Origin of the sequence: Kribbella sp. C-35, from assembly GCF_046549195.1 — a bacterium.
GTDB lineage: Bacteria > Actinomycetota > Actinomycetes > Propionibacteriales > Kribbellaceae > Kribbella.
The window spans coordinates 369056-391705 of sequence record NZ_JAJPWG010000005.1 but is presented as its reverse complement, the minus strand read 5'-3'; the positions used below and the strand labels follow the sequence as shown (position 1 = coordinate 391705).

At 68.7% G+C, this 22650-nt stretch carries 18 protein-coding genes; 12 read left to right on the top strand and 6 right to left on the bottom strand.

Annotated elements, in window-relative coordinates:
• Positions 1–99 precede the first annotated feature (99 nt).
• From ACLJOO_RS32250 to ACLJOO_RS32240, 3 genes are all read left to right on the top strand, one after another.
• Positions 100–2634, top strand: a complete 2535-nt coding sequence (locus ACLJOO_RS32250; protein WP_410791368.1) for a CHAT domain-containing protein — start codon at positions 100–102, stop codon at positions 2632–2634.
• Positions 2635–2712: 78 nt separating this feature from the next.
• Positions 2713–3297, top strand: a complete 585-nt coding sequence (locus ACLJOO_RS32245) for an RNA polymerase sigma factor (RefSeq protein WP_410791366.1) — start codon at positions 2713–2715, stop codon at positions 3295–3297.
• Between the two features lie 7 nt (positions 3298–3304).
• Positions 3305–3760 (top strand): hypothetical protein, encoded by a 456-nt coding sequence (locus tag ACLJOO_RS32240; RefSeq protein ID WP_410791364.1) that lies wholly within the window; start codon positions 3305–3307, stop codon positions 3758–3760.
• Positions 3761–3769: 9 nt separating this feature from the next.
• Here the strand turns inward: ACLJOO_RS32240 and ACLJOO_RS32235 are convergent, their stop codons facing one another.
• From ACLJOO_RS32235 to ACLJOO_RS32225, 3 genes are read right to left on the bottom strand one after another with little or no spacing between them, the layout of a single operon-like run.
• A complete protein-coding gene (locus ACLJOO_RS32235) occupies positions 3770–4201 on the bottom strand; it encodes a VOC family protein (RefSeq protein ID WP_410791362.1) in 432 nt (143 codons plus the stop codon).
• An 8-nt stretch (positions 4202–4209) separates the two neighbouring features.
• Positions 4210–5031, bottom strand: coding sequence for an IclR family transcriptional regulator C-terminal domain-containing protein (locus ACLJOO_RS32230; protein ID WP_410791361.1), 822 nt, complete (start codon positions 5029–5031; stop codon positions 4210–4212).
• Between the two features lie 22 nt (positions 5032–5053).
• Positions 5054–6502, bottom strand: a complete 1449-nt coding sequence (locus tag ACLJOO_RS32225; RefSeq protein WP_410791359.1) for an amidohydrolase family protein — start codon at positions 6500–6502, stop codon at positions 5054–5056.
• Between the two features lie 191 nt (positions 6503–6693).
• Here ACLJOO_RS32225 and ACLJOO_RS32220 point away from each other — a divergent pair, with 191 nt between their 5' ends.
• Genes ACLJOO_RS32220 through ACLJOO_RS32200 form a run of 5 tightly spaced genes read left to right on the top strand, consistent with a single transcriptional unit; the run spans position 6694 to position 10806 of the window.
• The gene (locus ACLJOO_RS32220) at positions 6694–7821 is read left to right on the top strand and encodes a CaiB/BaiF CoA transferase family protein (RefSeq protein WP_410791357.1); all 1128 of its coding nucleotides are present in this window, start codon (positions 6694–6696) and stop codon (positions 7819–7821) included.
• Positions 7818–8600: a citryl-CoA lyase gene (locus ACLJOO_RS32215; protein WP_410791355.1), complete on the top strand. Its 783-nt coding sequence runs from the start codon at positions 7818–7820 to the stop codon at positions 8598–8600. The genes ACLJOO_RS32220 and ACLJOO_RS32215 overlap by 4 nt, the downstream gene beginning before the upstream one ends.
• Positions 8601–8611: 11 nt before the next feature.
• On the top strand, positions 8612–9475 hold the full coding sequence (locus ACLJOO_RS32210; protein ID WP_410791353.1) for a hypothetical protein: 864 nt from the start codon (positions 8612–8614) through the stop codon (positions 9473–9475).
• Positions 9472–9831 (top strand): hypothetical protein, encoded by a 360-nt coding sequence (locus ACLJOO_RS32205; protein ID WP_410791352.1) that lies wholly within the window; start codon positions 9472–9474, stop codon positions 9829–9831. Before ACLJOO_RS32210 ends, ACLJOO_RS32205 begins: the two co-directional genes overlap by 4 nt.
• A 9-nt stretch (positions 9832–9840) precedes the next feature.
• A complete protein-coding gene (locus ACLJOO_RS32200; RefSeq protein ID WP_410791351.1) occupies positions 9841–10806 on the top strand; it encodes a quinone oxidoreductase family protein in 966 nt (321 codons plus the stop codon).
• 30 nt (positions 10807–10836) lie between these two features.
• On the opposite strand, the gene ACLJOO_RS32195 is transcribed toward ACLJOO_RS32200, so the two are convergent.
• Entirely contained in the window at positions 10837–11418 is a 582-nt protein-coding gene (locus ACLJOO_RS32195) for a ClpP family protease (protein ID WP_410791350.1), read from the bottom strand.
• 170 nt (positions 11419–11588) lie between these two features.
• Complete coding sequence (locus ACLJOO_RS32190) at positions 11589–12524, bottom strand: nucleoside hydrolase (RefSeq protein WP_410791349.1); 936 nt, start codon at positions 12522–12524, stop codon at positions 11589–11591.
• 207 nt (positions 12525–12731) lie between these two features.
• Here ACLJOO_RS32190 and ftsH point away from each other — a divergent pair, with 207 nt between their 5' ends.
• The 4 genes from ftsH to ACLJOO_RS32170 all read left to right on the top strand — a co-directional run bounded on the left by ftsH (position 12732) and on the right by ACLJOO_RS32170 (position 21253).
• The gene (gene ftsH, locus ACLJOO_RS32185) at positions 12732–14777 is read left to right on the top strand and encodes an ATP-dependent zinc metalloprotease FtsH (RefSeq protein ID WP_410791347.1); all 2046 of its coding nucleotides are present in this window, start codon (positions 12732–12734) and stop codon (positions 14775–14777) included.
• 263 nt (positions 14778–15040) lie between these two features.
• Positions 15041–15694 carry a hypothetical protein gene (locus tag ACLJOO_RS32180; RefSeq protein WP_410791346.1) on the top strand — a complete coding sequence of 218 codons (654 nt, stop codon included), beginning with the start codon at positions 15041–15043 and terminating at the stop codon, positions 15692–15694.
• The gene (locus ACLJOO_RS32175) at positions 15691–16440 is read left to right on the top strand and encodes a cobalt transporter (RefSeq protein WP_410791345.1); all 750 of its coding nucleotides are present in this window, start codon (positions 15691–15693) and stop codon (positions 16438–16440) included. The genes ACLJOO_RS32180 and ACLJOO_RS32175 overlap by 4 nt, the downstream gene beginning before the upstream one ends.
• Positions 16441–16468: 28 nt before the next feature.
• The gene (locus ACLJOO_RS32170; RefSeq protein WP_410791343.1) at positions 16469–21253 is read left to right on the top strand and encodes an Ig-like domain repeat protein; all 4785 of its coding nucleotides are present in this window, start codon (positions 16469–16471) and stop codon (positions 21251–21253) included.
• On the opposite strand, the gene ACLJOO_RS32165 is transcribed toward ACLJOO_RS32170, so the two are convergent.
• Complete coding sequence (locus ACLJOO_RS32165; RefSeq protein ID WP_410791342.1) at positions 21243–22646, bottom strand: DUF4832 domain-containing protein; 1404 nt, start codon at positions 22644–22646, stop codon at positions 21243–21245. The genes ACLJOO_RS32170 and ACLJOO_RS32165 overlap by 11 nt on opposite strands.
• Positions 22647–22650 lie beyond the last annotated feature (4 nt).

Genomic DNA, 22650 nt, shown 5'->3' with positions numbered 1-22650 from the left:
CTTACATCCCCCCTGGACAGTCGAAATGACCGATATCATCCCAGCATGCCGACGGCAGGGGGGAGTGCCGGGGCGGTAGAAAATTTACTGCCTCTTGCGTTGTCACGCCCGCACGACGCGATCGCGTCGGCGCGGACGCTGCTGGCCGGTGCGCCCGCGACGGTCGAGGCATCCATCGCGCACCAGGCCTGGGGCATCGGTCTGCGGCAGCTCGGCGACGTGACCACGGCGGTCCGCGAGTTGCGCACCGCATTGCGGTTGGCTGAGCAGTCCGGTCGGTCGGAGCGGCAGGCGGATGTCCTTGCCACGTTGGGCGCAACGCTCGGCCGGGCGGGCCGGAGCCGGGAGGGTCTGGCGCGGCTCGATCGCGCGGTCGACCTCAGCCGCGGTGCCTTGACCGGGCGGGTGCTGCTGCGGCGCGCCGACGTACTGCTGGTGCTCGGGCGGCATCGCGAGGCGCTCGACGATCTGCGGTCGGCGATCACGCGGTTGCGGCGTTCGGGCGATCAGGTCTGGGAGGCGCGGTCGCGGAACTATCGCGGATTCATCCAACTCGCTTTGGGCGCTACGTTGCGGGCGGATGCGGATTTCGCGGTCGCGGAGAAGTTGTACGCCGCGACGGGACAGGAGTTCGAGTACGCCGAGGCTCGGCAGAATCGGGGATTGGCCGCGTACTCGCGGGGCGATCTGCCGGCGGCGCTGCGATACCTGGACGAAGCGGGCCGGCGGTTCGCGGCAGTCGGTGTGGTCTGGCCGGACCTCGCGATCGACCGGTGCGGCGTACTGCTCGCGGCCGGTCTCAGTAAGGAGGCGCTGGCCGAGATGGATCAGGCCATCGCGGCCGAGGGCGGTACGGCGACCAAACGGGGGGAGCTGTGGTTCGCGGCGGCGACTGCTGCGTTGGCGGCGGGGGATCCGGCGGCGGCGCGGGAGCGGGCCGATCGGGCGCGGCGGTTGTTCTCGGCGCAACGGCGGGAGTGGTGGTCGGTGCGGTCGTCGATGGTGCTGTTGGAGGCGCGGTATCAGTCGGGAGAACGCGGAGAGCGGTTACTTCGCCGTGTGAGTGCGGTGGCCGGTCGGCTGGATACGTTGGGTGCTTCGGAGGCGTCGGCTGCGCATTTGCTGGCGGGGCGGTTGGCGTTGGATGTCGGGCGGGTTCGGGCTGCGGATCGTCAGCTGGAGTTGGCTGGGCGGCACAGCAAGGATGCGCCGCCGATTGCGCGGAGTGCGGCGTGGTTGGGGAAGGCGTTGCGGGCCGAGGCGCGGAGTGACGTGCGGGGCATGTTGTCTGCGTGCGGTCGCGGGCTGGATGCGTTGGACGAGCATCGGCTGGCGATGGGTGCGACCGAGCTGCGGGCGTTGGCGACCGGTCATGGGGCTGAGCTGGCTGAGTTGGCGTTGCGGGATGCCTTGCGGCGTGATGATCCGCGGCGGTTGCTGACGTGGGGCGAGCGGTGGCGGGCGACGGCGCTCGGGGTGCCGCCGGTGCGACCACCGGACGACGAGCAACTCGTCGCCGAGCTCGCGGCGCTGCGGGACGTCGTACGGCGGTTGGACGGGTCACCCGATCCGTCACTGGACAAGGAACGCCGACGCCTGGAGAAAGCAGTCCGCGACCGCACACTACGAGCCCAAGGCGGCGCGCACCGGATCGCACATCGGTTCGACGTAGACGAGTTGGTGGGGGCGCTCGGCGAGACTGTGCTTGTTGAGCTGGTTGAGGTCGGTGGTGTGCTGCAGGCGGTGGTGGTGCGGGACGGGCGGATCACGAAGCATGAGGTCGGTCCGTTGGCTGCGGCGGCGCTGGAGGTCGAGCGGTCGCGCTTCCGCCTGCGGCGGCTGGCCCACGCACGACCCAACCCTCGGCCAGGGCCCTCGCTCGAGGTGTTGGGGGCGCGGTTGGGGGATGCGATTCTGGGGGCCGCGCAGGAGTTGCTGGGGGATCGGCCGGTGGTGATGGTCCCGCCGGGCAGGTTGCATGCGTTGCCTTGGGGGCTGGTGCCGGCGTTGGCTGATCGGGCGGTGAACGTCGTACCGTCGGCGGCGACCTGGTTGCGCGCGCGGCAGGTGCGCCCGCCGTCGGATCGTCGCGTCGTGCTGGTGCTCGGCCCGGGTTTGTCGGCCGGCCGCGCCGAGGTCATGCAGCTGGCGAAGCAGTACCCGGACGCCACCGTGCTGGCGGACGGCGACGCGACCGCGGAGAAGGTACTGCGGGAACTCGACGGCGCCTGGATCGCGCATATCGCGGCGCACGGCACGTTCCGCGCGGACAGTCCGCTGTTCTCGTCGTTGCGGCTCGACGACGGGCCGCTGACCGTGTACGACTTCGAGCGGCTGCGCAGAGCGCCGTACCGGATGGTGTTGTCGAGTTGCGACTCCGGGCTGGCGAAACCGGTCGGTGCGGACGAGCTGCTCGGGTTGAGCAGCAGCCTGATCCCGTTGGGCGCGGCGGGCATCCTGGCGAGCGTCGTACCGGTGAACGATCCGGCAACCGCTCCCTTGATGCTCGCAGTGCACGAGAACCTGCAGGCCGGTCAGTCTTTGGCGGCCGCGTTCGCGGCGGCTCGCCTGGAGACGCGAGGTGATCCGGTGGCCGATGCCGCCGGCCGTTCGTTCGTTGCACTCGGGGCTTGATGTATCAGCAGTCGTCCGGATCGCTCTGTACCAGTAAGAGGGGTATAGCCGAGCGGTCCGGTGAGGAAGGGGGACGGCATGCGGGATGATCCGACAGTCGTCGACCTGGTCACCAGGGCCAGGGACGGCGAGAAGAATGCATGGGACGAGCTGGTGGAGCGGTACGCGCCGCTCGTTTATTCGGTGTGCCGACGATGTCGTCTGGCCCAGCCGGATATCGACGACGTCGGACAGAGCGTGTGGCTGCGGCTGGTCGAGCACCTGCCCGGTCTGCGCGAGCCCGCTGCGTTGCCGGGCTGGATCGCGACCACGACCCAGCGCGAGTGCTTTCGGCTGATCCGCGCGAGCAGCCGGACCGAACCGGTCGACTTCGTGCAGGCGCCCGACGTCCCCGAACAGGCGATCGCCGAGGAAGAAGTACTGCGGCACGAACGCAAGACGATCCTGCGGACCGCGTTCAGTGAGTTGTCGCGCAAGTGCCAGCAACTGCTGGCGTTGCTGATGCAGGACCCGCCGGCGCCGTACGACGAGATCAGCCGGCGACTGAGCCTGCCGGTCGGCAGCATCGGCCCGAACCGGGCCCGTTGCCTGACCCGGCTACGACAGACTCCCGCGCTGGTACGGCTGGCGGCGGACGGACCCGATGACAGGACGAGGGGGTGAGAGAACCGTGATGGATCCGGACTGGCACGACGACGAGAAGCTGATCGAAGCCCTACGGGACGCGCTGGCGTCCGCGGACGAAGTTCCGTCCGCCTTCGTCGACGCCGGCAAGGCGGCGTTCGCATGGCGGACCATCGACGCCGAACTGGCGGCGCTCACCTACGACTCCGCGCAGGAGGACGCGCTCGCGATCCGCTCGGAGAGCGCGATCCTGCGTTCCCTCACCTTCGCCTCCGACGGTTGGACGGTCGAACTCGAGCTGACGCCGAACGCCGTCCTGGGCCAGCTCGACCCGCCCGAGGTCGGCATAGTCACGGCTCGCGGCGACGGCGGCAAGCTGGCCGAGGCGAAGATCGACGAACTCGGCTTCTTCGTGCTCGGCCCGCCGCCGAACATTCCCTACCGTCTGGTCTGCACGACGCAGTCCGGTACGACGATCCTCACCGGCTGGGTCACGCCCTAGGTTCGCTGCTCAGGCGGCGAACACCTGGGAGTCGTCCGCGAACGCCTTGAACTCCAGGGCGTTCCCGGCCGGGTCGAGGAAGAACATCGTCCACTGCTCACCGGTCTGGCCCTGGAACCGCACGTACGGATCGATGACGAACTCGGTGCCGGCCCCCTTCAGCCGCTCGGCGAAGATCTGGAACTCGTCGACGGTCAGGATCAGGCCGAAGTGCGGCACCGGTACGTCGTGGCCGTCGACCGGGTTGTGGATCCGCTGCGCGCGCTCGGGCGCGACGTGGGTGACGAACTGGTGGCCGCGCAGATTCCAGTCGATCCAGGTGTCGGAGCTGCGGCCCTGTTCGAGGCCGAGCACCTCGCCGTAGAAGTGCCGCGCGGCGTCCAGGTCGTCGACCGGCATCGCGAGATGGAACCGGGGGATGGGCGAGTCGAGAACAGTCATAACTCCATTCAAGCAGTCGTTTCGTCCCGCTGCTCGACCTCCACATGCGGTCGAGACTGCCAGAGTGCCCACTCCGCACTCACATCTCCGGCTGTACGCAGCAGCAGCGGGAGGTGGTCGTGCAGCAACGTGTCGACCGACGTCTCGGCGGCGTGCACGGTGACGTTCATCGCGGCCCGCACCGTGCCGGTGCCGTCGCGCACCGGTGCCGCGACCGAGCGGACACCCGGTGCGAGTTCCTCGTCGGCCAGCGCCCAGCCGCGCGCCCGGATCTCGGTCAGCTCGTCACGCAATTGTTCCGCGGTCCGGCCGATGTACGGCGGAAGTCCGGCGCGGCTCGGTTGCGAGAGTACGTCGGCGAGCTCGTCGGGGGAGAGCGCCGAGAGCAGGACCTTGCCCTGGGAGGTTTGCGCGGCCGGAAACCTGGTGCCGATGTCGACCCGCAACGCGATCAGCTTCGGCACCGACACGCGGGCGACGTACACGATGTCCGAGCCGTCGAGCTGTGCCATCGACGAGGACTCGCCGGTGCGTGCGACGAGGGTCTCGAGGTGCGGCTTCGCGATGTCCCACAGGCCGAGCGAACCGACGTACGCCATGCCGAGCGTCAGCACCTTGGGCGTGAGCTGGAACGAGCCGCCGGTGGTGCGGACGAAGCCGAGCTCCTCCAGCGTCAGCAGCAGCCGGCGCGCTGTCGGCCGAGCCAGCCCCGCCGCGGCCGCGACCTCGGTGAGCGACATCGTGCGGTGGTCCACGTCGAAGCAGGCGAGCACGTCCAGCCCACGAGCCAGTGACTCGACGAAGTCCGGACCTGCGCCACGGCCTGCCATCTGTCGTCCTCCTGGTGATCGATTACGGCTCACCGAAGATGGTGCCACGCGCCTCACGCGTCGAGTCGGACTTGTACGCCGTGTACTGGTACGGGTTGTCGAGCACCTCGCCCTCCGGCAGCTCCGGGTTCATCCCGCTCCGCCACGCCTCCTCGCCGAGCGCCGACCGCAAGTGGTCGACGGTCGCCTCGACCTCCCGTCGTACGGCGGTCAGGTCGCAATCCACCAACTGGTGGTTGTGCTTGACGACGCGGCCGTCGACGACGACTGTGTGCACGTCGCCGCGCTGGGCCTGGAACGCCACCTGGCCGTACGGGTTGATCAGCGGGAACGACACCGGTGACGCGTCGTTCTTGATCAGGATCACGTCGGCCTTCTTGCCGGGTTCGAGGCTGCCGAGGTCGTCGCGGCCGAGCGCGCGGGCGCCGCCGCGGGTCGCCCAGTCGACGACGTGTTCGGCCCGCAGGTGGCTGTGCGTCACGGTGGCGCCCTTCATGTGCGCCTCCAGGTGTTCCCGGGCCCGGTCCGCGCCGAGCGTGGTCCGCATCGCGCTGAACAGGTCGCCGCTCCACCACACGCTGGTGTCCATCGACAGCGACACCGGAATGTCGTGGCGGCGGACCTGCCAGGTCGGCGGGTAGCCCTGGCCGGCGCTCTGCTCGGACTCGGTGGAGACCGAGATCGAGCCGCCGCTCGCGGCGATCCGCTGGTACGAGTCCGTGGTCAGGGTGGCCGCGTGGACGTAGACGTTCTGCGGCGTCATGAAGCCGTTCTCGTGCATCAGCTTGATGCCGTTGTCGTTGGTCGCACCCCAGACGCCGGCGTGCGTGGTGACGCCGAGCCCGAGCTCGCGCGCGACCTCGAACGCGGCCCGCTCCGGGAACGCCGGATCACCGGTCACGTCGAACGCCAGCTGCAGACCGAGCTGCCCGTCGTCCCGCAGCCGCTCCAGGAACGCGCGGACCGACGGATCCGCGGTCCACTCCCACGGCCCGGCCTGGATGTTGCCGTAGGCAAGGACGAACCGGCCTGGCACGGCTTTGAGCGCGTCGACGGCGGCCTCGGCGTGGTCGACGCTCTGCAACCCGTGCGACCAGTCGACCGTGGTCGTGACGCCGGCCTCGAGCGACTCCCACGCGGACGTGAGGTTGCCTGCGTGGATGTCCTCCGGCCGGAAGATCTTGCCGTGCTCGAGGTAGTACCAGACGAAGTACTGCGTGAGCGTCCAGTCGGCGCCGTACGCCCGCATCGCGGTCTGCCACATGTGCCGGTGCGTGTCGATCATGCCCGGCATCACGATGCCGCCGGACGCGTCGACGACCTGCGTTCCTTCGGGGACGTCGAGCCGCTGGCCTGGTTGCCCGACGGCGGCGATCCGGTCGCCGTCGATCAGTACGTCGCCGTCCTGGACGACCGTGTGCTGGTCGTCCATCGTCAGCACGGTCCCGCCCTGCAACAGCACAGTGGTCATCGGTGCCTCCAAGAAGTTGCCCGGACATACGTCCGTATGACGGTCAACGGGGCGGTCAGGCTCACTATCTGAGCGTCGGCGAGCGGTGTCAAGGGTTCGCGGCGGGCGGTTGACAGGCTGCTCGTGAGCGATCGACACTGAGGCGGTCGGAGAGTGCGGACAGTTGTCCGCAGATACTGCCGGGAGGTCGTGTGAAGGGTCCGCTGTCCGGGCTGCTGGTGGCCGACTTCTCGCGGATCCTGGCCGGTCCGTACGCGACCATGCTGCTTGCCGACCTCGGGGCCGACGTGGTCAAGGTCGAGTCGCCCGCCGGTGACGACACCCGGTCCTGGCAGCCGCCGGTCCGCGACGGCATCTCGACGTACTACCTCGCGGTGAACCGGAACAAGCGGTCGATCGCCCTCGATCTGAAGGACCCGTCGGACCTGGCGGCGGCGCAGGAGCTGGCGCGCCGCGCGGACGTGCTGGTGGAGAACTTCCGGCCGGGCGGGCTGGCGCGCTTCGGGCTCGACTACGAGACCGTTGCCGAGGGCAACCCGAGACTGATCTACGCGTCGATCAGCGGCTTCGGGTCGGGCCCGGGCGGTGCCGAGCTACCCGGGTACGACTTGATCGTGCAGGCGATCTCCGGACTCATGAGTCTGACCGGCGCTCCGGACGGCGAGCCGTTCCGGGCCGGGATCTCGGTGTTCGACGTGATGGCTGGGCTGCACGCGACGATCGGCGTGCTGTCCGCGCTCAACCTGCGGCACGAGACCGGGCGTGGTCAGCACGTCGAGGTGAACCTGCTGTCGTCGGCGCTCTCCGGTCTGGTGAACCAGTCGAGCGCGTACGTCGCGGGTGGCGTCGTACCGCTGCGGATGGGGAACAGCCATCCGAGCCTGTTCCCGTACGAGCCGCTGCCGTGCGCGGATGGGGAGCTGATCATCACGGCCGGGAACAACGGGCAGTTCCGCAAGCTGGTGGAGGTCCTCGGCGTACCGGAGCTGGCCGACGATCCGCGGTTCGACCGGAACGAGAAGCGGACCGCGCATCGTGACGAGTTGCGGCCCTTGCTCGTGGCGCGGTTGATGACGCGGACGAAGCTGGAGTGGTTCCGGGACATCATCGCGGCCGGGGTGCCGTGCGGGCCGATCAATACCGTGGATGGCGGAGTGGCGTTCGCCGAGGACATCGGGCTGGATCCGGTGGTGACGGTCGGCGATATCCCGACGGTCCGCAATCCGATCACGTTCTCGGACAGCGCAGCGTCGTACCGGCTGCCCCCGCCGTCGCTGGACGAGCACGGCGCCGAGCTGAGGAAGTGGTTGTCCGAATGAGCGACGAACCGAGGTTCCCGACGTCGCTGGGTACGTCGACAGCCGACGAGATCCGCCTGCTCGGCCAGGACCTGACCGCGGACCTGATGGGGAAGGTCGGTTTCGGCGAACTCGCCTTCTGGCTGGTCGCGCTACGCCGCCCCACCCCATCCGAGACCCGCGTCTTCGAGGCGGTCCTGGTCGCCCTGGCCGACCACGGCTTCACACCAACCGCGATCGCCGCGCGCCTCACCTACTTGTCCGCACCAGACTCGCTCCAGGGCGCCCTCGCAGCCGGCCTGCTAGGCGGAGGCTCCCGCTTCCTCGGCGTAACCGAGGACTGCGGAATGTTCCTGCATGAGGCTCTCGAAGGACACGACCTGCCGGCTGATGAGGCCGGGTGGGACGAGTTCGCGCTCGAGGTTGTTCGTGGGGTTCAGGGGAAGTACATCCCGGGGCTCGGTCATCCGGTGCACAAGGTGGAGGATCCTCGGACGCCGGTCCTGGTCGGCATCGCTCGTGAAGAAGGGCTGGAAGGGCCGCATCTGAAGCTGTTTCAGGCGATTGGGCGGGTGCATGAGCAGGTGCTGGGCCGCAAGCTCCCGTTGAATGGCGCCGGTGTCTGTGGCGCGGCGCTGGCCGATCTTGGGTTGCCGGTCGAACTGCTGCGTGGGTTCGCGTTGCTGGCAAGGGCTGCCGGGCTGCTCGGTCAGCTCGCGGAGGAGCGGCGCCGGCCGATCGGTATGGACGCCTACCTGACCGTCGACCGCAATGCTGTGTACGTCGATCCGGAAACCTGAAGGAGCACCACATGGCCACAGTCGCCGCGGTGATCGCCTCCACGCATCATCCGTTCTACTACCGGGCCAGTACTGCGACCGGCGCCGATCGCCCGCCGTTCGCCGACGCGTGGGTGGCGAAGATCGAGGCTTTCCGGGAGACCCTGACGAAGGCGCGGCCGGACATCCTGGTGATGGTCGGCAGCGATCACTTCCACCAGTTGTGGCTGGACAACATGCCGCAGTTCCTGGTCGGCAAAGCGCCGTACTTCGACGCGAACTGGTACAACGAGGAACGTGAGTTCGGGCTGCCGCGGATGCGGCTGGCCGGCGACGAGCAACTCGCCGGGCACATTTTGCGGAACGGGCTGGACGGCGGGTTCGATCTTGCCTTCAGCAACGAACTGCGGATCGACCACAGCATCACCTGCCCGATCATCACGCTCCGCCCGGACGCGGACCTGCCGATCGTGCCGATCTACACCAACATCTTCGCGCCGCCGTTGCCGCGGCCGGGACGGTTCGTCGAGCTCGGCCGGACGATCCGGCAGCTGGTGGAGTCGTGGCCGATCGACAAGCGGGTCGCGATCATCGGCACCGGGCATCTGTCGCTGGAGCTCGGCGGGCCGCGGCAGTTCGGGGCGCACGGGCCCGATCCCGAGTTCGATCGCAAGGCGGTGGACTGGATCGCGAGCGGCGACCTCGACGGGTGTCTGGCGGAGGTGACGCTGGACAGCCTGCATCTGCCCGGCAACGCCACCCACGGCTTCATGGACTTCATGTTGATGATGGGCGTCGCGGGCGCCGGAGCGAAGGCGGATCATGTGGACTCGCTCGACCTGTTCCACACGATGGAGGCGTACTTCACCTGGTACCCGAACGGAGTGCCGGCATGAGCAAGTACTTGCTGAACAAGTTCCTCTACACCGTCGACCGGGATCCTCAGCTGGTCGAGCGCTACCGCGAGGATGCTGCGGGGACGGTCGACTGGTGGGAGCGCGAGCTGGCCAACCAGGTGTTGAACTGTGTGGTCGCGGAGAAGTCCACGTGGCTCGCCTTCACCGACGAGGAGCGGACGGCGCTGAGGGAACATGACCACGTCAAACTGTTCGAGCTCGGAGCGCATCCGTTCCTCACGCTGACGTTGTTCATCGCGATGTTCGAGCGGGACCACGGGCCGCTCGAGTACCAGAAGGCGTACGGGCGAGCGCTCCAGCACCACGCGCTACCGTATCCGGACATCGCTACCTGAGGAGACCGCGTGCGAGCCGCTGTCCTGCACACTCACGGCGAGCCGCCGTCCCACGCCGAACATCCGGATCCCGTGGCCCGCGAAGGAGTCTCGATCGTCCGCGTCACTGCGGCGCCGATCGTGCCGCTCGACCTGCTGTGCGCATCCGGTACGTCGTACTTCGGTCCGCCGGCGCTCCCGTACGTACCGGGTGTGCAAGGCGTCGGCGTGGTGGAGGAGTCCGCGACAGTTGCCCCCGGCACCCGAGTGTTCTTCGCAACCTCGGCCGGGATGGCCGCGGGGGACGGGAGTTTCGCGGAGCGGGCCGCCGTACCGGATGACGACCTGATCGTCTTGGACGCACCGGTGCGGGATGCGGCGGTGGCGGCGATCGGGCTGTCCGGAGTTGCCGCGTGGATGATGTTGACCGGGCGCGCACGGATGCAAGTGGGCGAGCGAGTGCTGGTGCTGGGCGGTGGGGGCGCTGTTGGGCAGGTGGCGATCGGGGCGGCGCGAGTGCTCGGGGCGTCGCAGGTTGTGGCCGTCGTACGGTCTGAGACGTCGGGGGAGCGGGCGCTCTCGGCGGGTGCTGACGAGGTGGTTGCTCTGAGCACCGATGGCGACGAGTTGACGGCCCGGCTGGGCGAACCGACGTACGACGTGGTGATCGACTCGGTCTTCGGCGTCGCGGCGACGGCCGCCTCGCGGGTGCTCGCTCCGGGTGGGCGGCTGGTGAACCTCGGTGGTTCGTCGAACGACGAGGCGGTGTTCTCGTCGGCCGTACTGCGGAGCAAATCGGCGAGCATCCTCGGCTACACGAACAACGCGCTCACCACAGACCAACGCCGCGACGCGCTCACCGCCGTACTCCAGCACGCAGCCAGCGGCGAGATCACCGTCGCCTACGAAACCGCCACGCTCGCCGACGTGGCGAACGCGTGGAAGCGCCAGACGACCGGCAACACCCCCGGTCGGCTCGTCCTCACTTTCCCCTGATGTGAGAACAGGCCGGCGGGGGTGCCGTGGTCAGCGGAGGTTGGTGATCAGACCGTAGGCCTGCGCGTCTTCGGCGGTGAGGACTCGGCCGTTTTCTAGGTCTGTGGCGACCTCGGCGGCGGGGCGGTTGGTTGCTTGGGCGATGAGGTCTCGGAGGCGGGCGGCCTGGTGGTCGTGTTCTTCGGAGAGGGTGGCCAGTTCGTTGGCGTAGCCCTCGGCGGTGAAGCGGGGTGCGGACAGGACGAACGTCGTGTGGCGGTGGGCCTCGCGTTGTTCGGCGGCGGCGAGTACGGCGATCGCGGGGCCGCGGACGGTGCCGCGGGCGAGGACGCGGACGGGGGCCGTGATCAGGTCGATCGCGGCGGCGACGGAGAGCGCTGCCTCCAGGTCGGACTCCGTCGACGACAGGTGGAGCGTGACCGGGTCGTTGCCCTGGGCATTCAGGAGGAGCAGCTGCGACGCGATGTGGTTCGCCAGCGTGTCGTCGAGCCGGCCGCCGATCAGGATCACCCGCTCCGCCAGCAGCCGATCAGCCAGCTCCCGCTCGAGCGTGATCGACGTCGGCTCGTACCACGACGGCAGAATCGGCTGCGGCGCCGGCCGCTCCGGCATCCCCGGAACCCCTGGCCGCGGCACCCCAGGAATCTCGGGCCAAGGCCGCCCCGGAATCCCAAGCTGGCCCGAGGCGGTCGTGTTCGAGTGTTGTTCGACGTACATGTGTGTCCTCCTTCGACACCTCCACCCTGAGGCAGTAGGCGACTGGGGAGAAGGCTGTTCCGCTGTCAGCAGACGGATAGCCCGGCGATCGCAGCGATCACTCTGTCCCAGAAGGCGTCCCGATCGAGGTCGACGGCGATCCGTGCGTTCGCTGGACGGCCGGTGTAGCCGTCCAGGTCCACCACCGTTGCCCCGGCGGTCCACTCGCCAGCTGTTTCGATCACCAGATTCGCCTCGACGCACCGCACGATCGCAGGATCGATCACCCGCGCCACCGCGACTGGATCGTGCAACGGCGGCGCCTCGAACCCGAACAGCTCCCGGTACGTCGACGCGAAGAACGTCATCCACTCGCCGCAGATCCGCGCCAGCGGCGTCCCGATCCGCTCGAGCCGCGCGAGTACGTCGTCCGTCACCAGCGCCTGATGCGTCACGTTCAACCCGCACATCGTGAACGGAACGCCCGACCGAACCACCACGTCCGCCGCCTCCGGATCGACGTACGCGTTGGCCTCGGCGAGCGGCGCGATGTTCCCGCGCTCGGTGGACCCGCCCATCCAGACGATCTCGGTGAGGTTGCCGGCCAGATCAGGTTCGTCGACGAGCAGGCGCGCGACGTTCGTCAACGCCCCGGTCGCGACGATCGTCGCCGGTTTCGAGCGCAGTACGTCGACCAGCAGCTCGTGAGCCGAGTACGGCGACTCCGGGACCGACGGCTCGTCCATGAACTGCGGGCCGTCGAGCCCGGTTCGGCCGTGGACGTCGTCGGCGATGCGCAACCGGCGTACCAACGGCCGGTCCGCGCCCCGCGCAACCGGGATGTCGGACGCACCGGCGAGCGAGAGGACGCGCCGCGCGTTCACGGTGCACTTGTCGACGGTCTGGTTCCCCGCCACGGTCGTCACGGCGAGAAGTTCGACGGCCGGATCGGCGACCGCGAGCAGGATCGCCAGCGCGTCGTCGTGGCCGGGGTCGCAGTCGAGGATCACGGGCCCGGTCATGGGGCCTCCCGGCCTGGACTGAGGAGCGGAGGGAGCGAAGCGACTGGAGCGACGAGGGAAGGCCGGGAGTTCCAGCCCCATGACCCGCCGCGCCGGAGGCGTGGCATCAGGACAGCCATGCGCCAGGGTACGACGGCCGCGCAAGCAGGGAATTGTTGCTGGGAGTTGTTGCTGGGTCCGTGGGGATTCAGGTCCTATGTTGGCTTCATGAGCGAGAAGGAGCCGCCGGCGAAGGACGAGTCCAGCGCCGACCGGGGACAGGGTGCCGAGCAGGGCGACCGGAAGAACGACGGACCGCAGCGGCCGCACAAGCCGTGGCGGACCGAGGGACTGCCGGCCGGGCACGGTGACGACGACAAGCCTCGCCGGCCGCGGTGGTGGAAGTGGACCGCGTGGATCGTCGGCGGGTACCTGGTGCTCTTCCTGCTCACCACGATGCAGGACCAGATGTCCGGCGGCGAGCAGACCATCGCCTACACCGACTTCACCGCGCAGGTGCAGAAGCAGAACGTCGCCGAGATCTTCGCCCGTGGCGACACGATCGAGGGTCGGCTGAAAGAGGCCGCGCCGGTGCCGGGCAAGACCGACCAGAGCTACACGAAGTTCACCACCGAGCGGCCGACGTTCGCCAACGACAACCTGTACGGCGACCTGCAGAAGGGCGGCGCCACGGTCCGGGCGACCCCGGTGGTCGCGCAGCGCGGCGTCCTGTGGAACCTGCTGATCTCGCTCGGCCCGTTCATCCTGATCGCAGCGTTCTACTTCTGGCTGTTCCGGCGGAGCCGGGCGGCGGGCGGCGGTCTGGGCGGCGGTCTGGGCGGGCTGCTCGGCGGCGGTGGCCAGCAGAAGAAGCCGGTCGACCCGAGCACCGTGCGGGTGACGTTCGCGGATGTCGCGGGGATCGACGAGGTCGAGTCCGAGATCGAGGAGGTCGTCGACTACCTGAAGGATCCGGAGAAGTACCGGCGGCTCGGAGCGCGGGCGCCGAAGGGCGTGCTGCTGGCCGGCGCGCCCGGTACCGGGAAGACGCTGCTCGCGCGGGCGACCGCGGGTGAGGCGGGGGTGCCGTTCTTCTCGGCGAGCGCCTCGGAGTTCATCGAGATGATCGTGGGCGTCGGCGCGAGCCGGGTGCGGGAGCTGTTCGGCGAGGCGCGGAAGGTGGCGCCGGCGATCATCTTCATCGACGAGATCGACACCATCGGGCGCGCCCGCGGCGGCGCCCGGTCGGTCGGCGGGCACGACGAGGGCGAGCAGACGCTGAACCAGATCCTCACCGAGATGGACGGGTTCTCCGGTACCGAGGGCGTCGTGGTGCTCGCCGCCACGAACCGTGCCGACGTACTTGATCCGGCCCTGCTCCGGCCCGGCCGGTTCGACCGGACGATCACGGTGCACGCGCCGGATCAGCCGGGTCGCGAGGCGATCCTCAAGGTGCATGCGCGGGGGAAGCCACTCGCGCCGGACGCCGACCTGGCGGCGCTGTCCCGGTCCACGCCCGGTATGACGGGTGCCGACCTCGCCAACCTGCTGAACGAGGCGGCGCTCGCGGCGGCGCGGCAGGGCCAGTCGCAGATCACCCATCGCGACCTCACTGACGCGCTGGAGAAGGTTCAGCTCGGGACCGCGCGGAACGTGGTGATGCCGGAGGAGGAGCGCCGGCGGACGGCGTACCACGAAGGCGGGCATGCGCTGCTCGGCATGATCCAGAAGGGCGCGGACCCGGTCCGGAAGGTGTCGATCATTCCGCGCGGGCGGGCGCTCGGGGTGACGCTGTCGACGCCGGAGTCGGATCGGTACGGGTACGACGTGGACTATCTGCGCGGGCGGATCATCGGCGCGCTCGGCGGGATGGCGGCTGAGCAGGAGGTCCTCGGTGTCGTGACCACGGGCGCCGAGAGCGACCTGGAGACGGCGACGCGGATCGCTCGGTCGATGGTCGGTCGGTGGGGTATGTCGGACAAGATCGGCCCGGTGTCGATTCTCCCGTCCGAGGGCGACGCCCGTACGGCGGGAGTCTCGGACGAGCTGCTCAACACCGTCGATGAGGAGGTACGCCGCCTGATCGAGCAGTGCTACGCAGACGCCCGTCGGCTGCTGCGCGAGAACCGGCCGAAGCTCGACTCGATCGCCGCCCAGCTCCTCGAACACGAAACCCTCGACGAAGCCGACGCCTACGCCGCCGCCGGCATCACCCACGCCGCCCGCCCGGGTGCCACCCCGCAACCGCAGCCGGCTCGCCGCGACGACGCCTAGCCCCGGACCTGAGACAAGAACTGGTGGGTGGAGACACGTAATAGCAGGTCTCCACTCACCGTTTCTTGTCTCAGCCCACCGGAGCAGCGCGATCTGGTAGGTGGAATGTCACGTGGGTGGCTGACTGTGCAGTCAATCGTTCACCTGGGGGTTGCCTGGTGACTACCGGGTGAGGGGTGTGCGTTACCGGGGTGTTGGCAGAGTCCGGCGCGGTTGCGTGTGCGCGTGTCTTGGGGGACCGTGAGCATTCGGAGCGTTGACGCTTGGGCAGGTTCAGGCGGCTGGGTCTGGCGTTGACCGCGGCGGCTGTGCCGCTGGTCGCGGGTGTGTCGCCCGCAGCGGCGCATCCGTTCGGGGATCCGCAGACGGTGGCGATCGCCGCTGATGGCGCGGTCGTGCATGTGCGCTGGAAGGTCGGCGGACTCGACGACCTGACGGTGCTCGGGGTCGCGCTCGGCGTACTGCCGCAGGACCGGGTGATGCTGGACGGCGCGGTGATCTACCAGCCCGCCGACGCGGTCGCGATGAGTCCGTCGCCGAAGCTCGCCGACTACCTGCTGCGCCAGATCACCGTCGCCAGTCGCGGGAAGGACTGCTCGGGGGCGGTGCAGCCCACCGCAGACCTGGCGAAGGTTGGTGTATCCATCGACTACACCTGTCCCGCGGCGGTCGGCGAGGTCTCGGTCACCGTGAAGACGCTCACCGATCTCAACCCGGCGTACAAGACGTTGGCGACCGGTCCCAACGGGGCGCGGGCCGTGTACGGCGACGGGAACTCTCGCCATGAGTGGACGCTGGGTGCCGTCGAGGAGCAGCACCTCGGTCGGAGCGCCGCGCTCCAGGTCGGGGCGATCTGCGGGGCTGTGGTGCTGGTGGTCGCCGGGGTGTTCGGCGTACGGCGGTGGCGGCGGTCATGAGTCTTGCGGGGCAGCTCGAAGGGTTCGTGCATTCACCGGGCGTGCCGCCGGTTGCGTTCGTGCTCGCGTTCGCGGCGGGTGCGGGGCATGCGGTGATGCCGGGGCACGGGAAGAGTCTTGCGGCGGCGTACTTGGTGGGGGAGCGCGGTCGGGTTCGCGACGCCGCTTGGCTGGGTGGCTCGGTCGCTGTCATGCATACGTTGTCGGTGCTGGTGATCGGTGTGGCGTGGACGTTCCTGTCGCTGTCGGATGTGTTGCGGCTGGAACAGTTGACCACCGGTCTGCAGTTGGTTGGCGGGCTGCTGGTGATCGCCACCGGCCTCTGGCTCCTCAAGCGCCACCGAAACCACCGCAGCCACGGTCACGGTCACGGGCATGGACACGGGCATGGCCACGGTCACGAGGGTGGTGAGACGTCCCGGCCTGGTTTGGTGTTGTTGGGGATTTCCGGTGGGCTGACGCCTTCGCCGTCGGCGTTTCTCGTGCTGGTCGCCGGGCTGTTCCTTGGCCGCGCCGGCTTCGCGCTGTTGCTCGTGATCACGTTCGGCCTCGGCATGGCCGTCGTACTGTTCGGCGTCGGCCTGGTGGCTGTTGCCGGAAGCAACGTCGTCATCCGCGGCGGCCGGTCCCACCACCTCCTGCACACCGCCGCGCGCGCAGCACCTCTGGTCGCCGCAACCGGCATCACCCTGGCCGGCGTCGCCATGACCGCCTACGCCGCCACCCACCTAGCAACTCGCCTGTAATTCCGCCAATCAAGGAGTTCCCCCTGCCATGGAACACAGACTCAGACGGCTAAGAGCCGCCTCGGTGATGCTCGCGGCCGCGCTCGCCGCGGGCTCCGGCGCCGCGATCGTCAGCACGACCTCAGGCGCGGAGGCTGCCGCCCCGGCCGAGTCGACCGGTGCCCCGACGCTCAACCTCCGCGACGGCCAAACCCTCGAAGGTACGACGACCGTCACCGCGGAGCCCTCCGCCGAGAACGACTCGGTCGTCGCGCTCAAGGTCGACGGCCAGCAGGTCGACGCCGCCGACACGGCAGGTACGGCGCACTTCGCGTTCGACATGGGCGGCAACGGTACCGAGGCTCGTTACCACAACTACCTCACCGTCAACGGCCGTACCGAGAAGGTCTTCTTCCCGGACATCCCCGGCGGCCAGGCCGGTCGGTTGGATCTCCCCGGCGAGTGGCTGCACACCGGCGCCAACACTGTCACCGTGCACGCCGGTGCGGCCTGGGTCGACACGACCAACACCGCCGCGGTCGGCTACGAGGTCCTTCCGTACGGCGAGGGCGGCCGCTGCCCGAACTACGACGACTTCCCGCTCAGCAGCATCAGCCTCAGCCTGCTCGGCAGCGCGATCGACGGCGAGCAGAACGAGTTCAGCTACAGCTTCGGCGACGGCACCTGCGGCACCTCGAAGCACCTGCTGACCCAGGACCTGACCTTCATCGTCACCGGCGAGCCCGGCAGTACGGCGGGACTCCGCAAGGAGCTCGACACCACGCAGCTGAGCAACGGCGAGCACACGATCGCCGCGACGACCGCGTCCGGTGCGACGGCGACCGCGACGATCCAGGTCAACAACGCTCCGGCCGGCGCTCCGAAGATCACGCCCGCCGACGGCACCGTGATCAAGGGCGAGCAGCCGGTGATCGCCGCCGTACCGTCAGGCTCCGGGGTGACCTCGCTCGCGATCGATGGCAGCCCGGCGCAGAACGCGGAGACGCTCGCCGCGGGCACGGCGACGTTCGGCGTCACCGTCGAGGCGGGGAACTCCGCGGAGGCGAAGTACCACAACTATTTGCTTGTCAACGGCAACCGTGTCGATCTCGGTGGCGACTACGGCGTGAACGGTGCGGAGGCCGCTACGGTCAAGCTCCCGCAGCGGTTCCTCAAGGCTGGTGACAACACGATCCAGGTCAAGACCGGTGACTACAACGGTACGCTGAACGGCGCGACCTGCGCGAACCACGACGACTTCAAGATCAGTACGCCGACTCTCACCGCCGCCGGAACGGTGACGCGAGGTACGACGTACCTGCTCACGACGACCGGTTCGACCACGACGAAGGCGGAGACGAGCGACGCGATTCTCGCGCTGGGCGACGGGACCTGCGGGCCGAACAAGGAGGCCGAGTTCCACTTCACGATCGCGGACGCGCCGACCACGCGGACTGTCGACACGTTGGGCACCGGCGATGAGGCGCACTTGAAGGTGTTCGTCGGCGGCAACGGCGCTGACAACGGGTTCGACAACAAGGTGCTGATCAACGGCATCCCGCTGGACCTCGGGGTCTGGGAGAAGGAGACCGCGGACCTGACGTTCCCGAACGAGTGGCTGGTCCCGGGGACGAACGTGCTCGAGTTCGTGGCCGGCAGCGACCACGGCAGCGCGAAGCCGGGCGGTTGCGACAACTACGACGACTTCACCTTGCGCGACTTCGAGCTCGTCCCGCATGCGGCGAAGGCGACGCTGCTGTCGCGTGAGGTTGCCGAGAGCAACGTGACGATCGGCGGCGCGACGTACCCGGCCGGCACGCCGGTCACCGTCTACATCGGCGACGGCAGCTGCCGCAGCAGCCACAACGCCGAGCTGCGCAAGACGATCCTGTTCGACGTCACCGCCGCGGACGGTTCGGCCTTGCAGGCGCTCGGTCGACGGGCCGATGTCGACACCAGGACGATCGCGGACGGCGCACACTCGATCGAGGCGGTCGCCGGAGACAAGACCGCGACCCGCCGCTTCACCGTCGACAACTCGGCGCCGACCGTGGGCAGCAGTGTCCCGGCCGAGGGGCAGCGGATCACGTCGACGGTGGCGTTGATGGTCGACGTCGAGGACGCGACCGGTCTTGCCGGTACGCCGCTGATCACCATCGACGGTACGTCGGTGAAGCAGGGCGACCAGATCGGGCACGGTCTCCCGGCCGGTGCGCACACGATCGCGGTGACCGCGTCCGACACGCTCGGCAACACGGCGACCCGCGAGATCCACTTCACCAGCGCCAGCATCCCCGACGTACCGACAGATCTCAGTGCGACGGTGACCGGCGTCAACGAGCAGACGGCGAAGCTGTCGGCGAAGATCCCCGGCGAGACCGGCGTGCCCCTCACCGCGACTTTCACGAAAGCATCTGTCGTCACCCCGGTCCAGGGCTATCAGGGCGAGGCTTCCGACGTTCCGGATTCGCTGGATGTCGCGCACGACAAGACTGTCGACGTGAACTCGCTGAAACCGTTGGACGGGAAGACGGTTGACACGTCCTCCAGCCGGGACGTGGTGTTCCAGCGGTACGACCTGACCGCCGCCGCGGGCAGCACGCTCCGCTGGGAGGGGACGATTGATCCGAAGCGGGTTGTTGCGCTGAGGGCCTGGGACCCAACTGCCAAGAAGTGGGTTGTCTTGACCAGTGGCCGGGGTGTGGCTGGAGAGAACGCTGTGCTGACCGCGGCGGTTGATGCCCGGTACGTCGACGCCGGTGTCGTCCACGTGTTGGTGACGGGGGAGGACCCGTTCGCGGATGATCTGTCGCCGCGCGACGCGTCGGCGCAGGACGACAAGGATCACTTCGAGGACCCGGCGACGTACGACTTCTCGATTGCGCACTTCACCGACACGCAGTACCTCACCGAGGGCGCGGCCGGCGGGACGTACGACGACTGGGACGGCGTCAAGGAGCCCAGCGACGTGATGACCGCGGAGGAGCAGGCGATCTGGGCCGCGGCGTACCGCAACGAGGTGCAGTGGATCGCCGACAACAGCGCCGGCCGCAAGATCCAGTACGCCGCGCACACCGGCGACATCATCGAGAACGACTACTACGACCCGCTGGCCAAGAACCCGGACGGCTCGCTGCAGAAGCCCGGTCTGAACGAGGAGGTCGAGAAGGAGCTCGCGCTCGCGTCCAGCTACCAGGCGATCCTGGACAAGAAGGGCGTCGTCAACCAGGTCATCGCGGGCAACCACGACAACCAGCTGGGTGCGGAGACCGGCCCGGAGTCGCGGTTCAGCAAGACCTTCAGCGCCGAGCGGTACCAGGAAGTGGCGAAGGGCTGGCCGACCGGCTCGGAGTACCACGCCTGGGACGAGAAGGTGAACGCGGACGGCTCGATCACACCGGGCAAGGACAACCAGAACAACTACGTGCTGTTCTCGGCCGGCGGTCTGGACTTCGTCGCGGTCGGCTTGTCGTACGGCGTGACGCCTGCTGAGGCCAACTGGGCCGACGGGATCTTCAAGCGGTACAAGGACCGCAACGGAATCCTGCTGTCCCACGACTACCTGCGCCCGTCGACCAACCCGGACGGTCGCGGCGCCGCGTTGTCGTCACCGGACGGTTCGCCGCTGTACAAGCAGGTCGTCGAGGCGAACCCGAATGTGTTCCTGGTGCTGGCCGGTCACGAGCACGGCGTCGGCACCAACCTGAAGTCGAAGATCGGCGTCACGGTCGCGCACGACGTGGTCGAGCTGCTCGCGGACTACCAGTTCTACACGGTCCCCGCGGGTGAACTGTGGCCTGGGCTGGTCGATGCCGCGGGCAACATCGACGTCAACGGGGACGGCACGCCCGACCACAAGGCGACCGACCGCTTGCAGTTTGGTGCCAGCTTCCTGCGGCTGCTGCAGTTCGACGTCGACCGGGCCGAGCTGCACATCGACACCTACTCGCCGTTCCTGAACAACTTCGGTGCGACCGAGTACGACATCCGCCAGGACGGCAGCCAGACGAAGCCGCGGTACAACGGCGCCGAGGACAACCTCACGCTGCCGGTCGACCTGACCACGCGGAAGACGTCGTTCACCACGGATTCGCTGGCGGCCTACGTTCCGAACGGTGCGGTCGGTACGGACACCGTGACCGCCAACGGTACGGCGACCGCGACGTGGAACGGGCTGACCCCGGCAACGTCGTACGGCTGGATCGTCACCGCTCGCAGCGCCGATGATGGTACGGCGGTTGCACAGCCGGCGGTGTTCCGGACCCGTAAGGGGCAGCCGACGGTGACGGCTGCGGCCGTGTCGACTCCGTGGGGTACGGCGGCCAAGGTGACCGTCAACGTTGCGGCGGGCAGCCTTCCGGTGATGGGGACGGTCGAGCTCCGCGAAGGCACGAAGGTCCGCGGCACCGCGCCGGTGACGAACGGCAAGGCGACGTTCACCTTGCCGGTCGGACTCGCGGCGGGTGCACACTCGCTCACCGCGTCGTACGTGGGGAATGACACCTTCGAGGCGGCGCAGGGCTCGGTTGCGGTGACGGTCGTGCTGCCGCCGGCGTGGAACTCGAAGACGCTGTACAAGGGCGGTGCCAAGGTCTCGTACCAGGGCAAGCCCTACCTGGCCGCGTGGGCGAGCATCCGCCAGGCGCCGGGTGATCCGTACGGCGCCTGGCAGGAGCTCGCGATGACCGAGGACGGTACGACGGTGTGGACCGCGTCCCGCATCTTCGAGAAGGGTGACGTGGTGCTCTACCAGGACAAGCAGTACCAGGCCAAGTGGTGGACCCGGAACCAGGCTCCGGGCGCACCGTTCGGTCCTTGGACGCTTATCCGATAGTCACGATCTGCCCCAGATCGTTGTAACCGGTACTCGGCTGCCAGGTACCGGTGTTGGCCAGGCGGATCGAGTACTCGGGACGAGTGGACAGGAGCGGGTCCGGCAGGTTCAGCAACACGCGGTACTTGCCGGGCACACCCGGTGCGGCGACCTTCCAGTTCAGGGTGGTCGCCGTACCGGCTCCCCAACGGCGCGGGTCGGCCGGGACGTTCACCTTGAACGTGTGCTTCTCGTTCTGGAAGATCAGTTGAACCTGGCGCGGGTTGTACGGCGCGGCCCAGCCGTCGTTGCGCAGTTGCAGGTTGACCTCGACCTTCCCGCGCCGGGTCGTGACCGTGCTCTGGGTGAGCGCGAACCGGTAGCCGAGTTTCTGCTTCGCCACCGTGAGGTTGTCGCCCCAGGTGTTCAGCACGTCCTTGTTGTAGTCGGTGTTGAGGAACGAGAAGTGCAGCCGCGCCATTTCGGCGGAGGCCGACTCCCAGTCCGACCGCGGTGAGTTCACCGCACAGGTCTCGCCGCCCTCGGGGACGTAATTGGTGTCCTGGGCAACGAAGTCCTTGTTCAGCTCGATCGGGTCGCTGAGGTACGTCCCGAAGTCGTCCGGGCTGGCCAGGAAGCAGTCGTTGTGATGCCCCACCCGCGCCACCGGCGAACCGTCGTACGCCTGATCCTCGGAGAGCGCTCCCTCCGTTCCCGTCGGTACGCCGAGCATCCGCTGCTTCATGTACGGCGTACGGACCTGGATCATGCGGTCCTTGGGGAGCGCTCTCAGCAGGGCCATCACGACCGCCTTGCGGTCGGCCCAGTTCTGGTCCGAGACCTGACTCGGGTCCTGCGGGTTGCTGAAGTGGTCGGTGTAGTACCCCTCGCCCCACAGGCCGACGAAGCCGGACTGGACGAGCTCGATCACGTCGGCGTTCTGGCGCAGTACCGGCGTGAGCTGCTGGATGTGCTTGAGCACGCGGGCGACCGGCGCGTCGCCGTACGGCGTCGGCGGCGGCCAGCCCGCGCCGGGGAGCGCATACGCGAACCGGACGATCACCTTGACGCCGGCCGCGCGCGCGGTACGGAAGTCGGCGCGGACCAGGTCGAGGTACTGCTTGTCGATCACATCCCGGCTCGCGAACTTCTCCAGGTAGAACACGCGGAGGATCTGCGTGATGTTCTCCTGGGTGCGGAAGTTCCGCAGGGTGGTGACGTCGAGCGGGACGTAGCCGGTGTTGTCGGCTTTGTAGTGCGTCTCGGTGTGGTGGTAGAACCCGCGCTCGGGGTTCGCGAACACCTCGTCGCTGGTCGTGTACGTGCGGGTCGTGGTCGGGGCGTCGTCTGCCATAGCTGCCTGGGCTGGCAGCAGCAGACCGATCGCCGCGAGGGCTGTGACAAGCCGTCTCATGAGG